Source organism: Mesorhizobium sp. M7D.F.Ca.US.004.01.2.1 (assembly GCF_003997785.1).
Lineage (GTDB): Bacteria > Pseudomonadota > Alphaproteobacteria > Rhizobiales > Rhizobiaceae > Mesorhizobium > Mesorhizobium loti.
Window position 1 is genome coordinate 1 of sequence record NZ_RZRQ01000565.1, and the last position, 2353, is coordinate 2353.

The window sequence follows — 2353 nt, forward strand, 5'->3', positions numbered from 1 at the left end:
GCCCCCCATATAGAGCGGTCAACGGCTTCATTGACCGCAGCATCCGGTGCCCATGTCCCTGCCCGCCGCCATTTTCCGCAACGACGAAAGCGCGCGCCAGCTCGTTTTCGACCAGCCGGCCGATGTCATCGTGGCGCATGAGGCAAAGGATTTCCTGCCGGCGCTGGAGGCGGCGCAAGCCGCGCACGATGCAGGCAAATGGCTTGCCGGCTATTTCTCCTATGAGGCGGGTTATCTGCTCGAACCGAAGCTCGTCCCCTTGCTGCCGGACGGGCGCCGCGCCCCGCTCGTCTGCCTTGGGGTTTTCGATGCGCCGGCCGAAGAGGCGGTGCCGCCGCGCAATATAGCGGCGACCAATGGTCCGATCTTCGACGCCCGCGCGGCGTGGTCGCCCAAGGACTATGAGAAGCGGTTCTCGCGGCTGCATCAGCACATCAGGCAGGGCGATTGTTACCAGGGTAATTTGACCTTTCCGGTGCATGCGCAATGGTCTGGCGACCCGCTGGCCGCCTTCGATGCGCTGACCGAACGCCAGCCGGTGAAATATGGCGCATTGGTCGCGCTCGGCGAACCCATGGTGCTGTCGCGCTCGCCCGAACTCTTCTTCGAGATCGACGCCGGGGGCATGATCGAGACGCATCCGATGAAGGGCACGGCGCCGCGCGGCGCGACCAAGGCCGAAGACGAGCGGCAGAAGATCTTCCTGCGCAACGACGAGAAGAACCAGGCCGAAAACCGCATGATCGTCGACCTCCTGCGCAACGACATCTCGCTGATCAGCGAGGTCGGCACGCTGGACGTGCCCGCGCTGTTCCGCATCGAGACCTATCCGACGGTCCACCAGATGGTGAGCGACGTCAGGGCAAAACTGCTGCCGGGGCTTTCTATCCGCCAGATCTTCGCGGCGCTGTTTCCGTGCGGCTCGATCACCGGTGCGCCAAAAATCCGCGCCATGGAAATCCTGCGCGATCTGGAAGGCACGCCGCGCGACGCCTATTGCGGGGCCATCGGCTGGATCGCGCCCGGCGGCACGATGCGCTTTTCCGTGGCGATCCGCACCATCTCGCTCTTTTCCGGCGGCGAGGCCGTCTACAATGTCGGTGGCGGCGTCGTCTTCGATTCGACGGCGCAGGAGGAGTATCAGGAGTGTCTGCTGAAAGCGCGCTTCGCGACGGGAACACCGCCGATTTCCAGCTGATCGAGACCATGCGCTGGGAACCTGGCTCGGGCTTCCTGCGCTTCGATCGCCATCTCGCGCGCCTCTATGGCTCGGCGGCGGAGCTCGGCTTCCGCTGTGATCCGGGCAAGGTCGGCGAGGTCCTGAGCAGCGCGGTCAGCGGTTCCGGCATTGCCATGCGCGCGCGCCTCGTTTTGTCGCATGACGGCGAGGTGACCGCCGCGGCGCGGCCCTATGAACCGCTCGCCGTCGACAAGGTCTGGCTGCTGCGGCTGGCACGGACGAGGCTCGATTCTCGCAACACGCTGCTGCGCCACAAGACCAGCCGGCGACAGGTCTATACGCATGCCCGTGCCGAATATCTCATCACCCAGGCCGACGAGGTGATCCTGGCCAATGAGCGCGGCGAGATCTGTGAAGGCACGATCACCAACATCTTCGCCGATCTCGGCGACGGCATGCTGGCGACGCCCCGGCTCGACTGCGGCCTGCTGCCTGGCGTATTGCGCGCCGAGCTTCTGGATGAAGGCCGCGCCCGTGAAGCAATCTACAGCTTGGACGATTTGAAATCCGCCAGGGCCCTGTTCCTCGGCAATTCGCTGCGCGGACTGATCCCGGCCAAACTGACCTGAGAGAAGCCAAGACAATGTTCGTCGTTTCACTGAACTACAAAGTACCGCTGACCGAGATTGACCAACTACAGGCGGCGCACGTCGAGTGGCTGAAGAGCTGCTATGCGGACGGCATCTTTGTCGTCTCCGGGCCGAAGAAACCGCGAACCGGCGGCATCATCATCGCGCGATGCCCGCGCGACGTGCTCGACGCCAGGCTGGTCGCCGACCCTTTCGCCAAGGCAGGCGCGGCAGACTATGACGTCACCGAATTCGTGGCGAGGATGACCACCGGCGAACTCGACGATTTCAAGGAAGCATGAGCTTGGCCGAGGCGCTGCCCACCCACACGCCCTATGACGGCTCTTCGAAACTCTTCAGCATCGGGCTGAAGCCGCTCGATCCGGCGGACTGGATCGAGGTCGACGACCATTTGCTGCCGTATCTCGCCGAGAAGCATCGGCTCTATGCCGAAATCCCAGAGCGGGTTTTCGTCGAGGAAGACGGCACGCGGGACGCCCAGCAGGAAGTGCTCGACTTGCTCGGTGCGCATCTGCTGGAGAGC

General features: G+C 64.1%; 4 protein-coding genes. All 4 read left to right on the forward strand.

Annotation, left to right across the window (positions count from 1 at the left end):
• Positions 1–52 precede the first annotated feature (52 nt).
• Positions 53–1198 carry an aminodeoxychorismate synthase component I gene (locus EN993_RS34760; protein ID WP_127266134.1) on the forward strand — a complete coding sequence of 382 codons (1146 nt, stop codon included), beginning with the start codon at positions 53–55 and terminating at the stop codon, positions 1196–1198.
• Positions 1147–1809, forward strand: a complete 663-nt coding sequence (locus EN993_RS34765) for an aminotransferase class IV family protein (protein ID WP_127266135.1) — start codon at positions 1147–1149, stop codon at positions 1807–1809. The genes EN993_RS34760 and EN993_RS34765 overlap by 52 nt, the downstream gene beginning before the upstream one ends.
• A gap of 14 nt (positions 1810–1823) precedes the next feature.
• Entirely contained in the window at positions 1824–2111 is a 288-nt protein-coding gene (locus tag EN993_RS34770; protein ID WP_127266136.1) for a YciI family protein, read from the forward strand.
• Positions 2108–2353: heme-dependent oxidative N-demethylase subunit alpha family protein (locus EN993_RS34775; protein WP_127266137.1), on the forward strand; the 246-nt coding region annotated here is incomplete at its 3' end. The genes EN993_RS34770 and EN993_RS34775, both read left to right, overlap by 4 nt.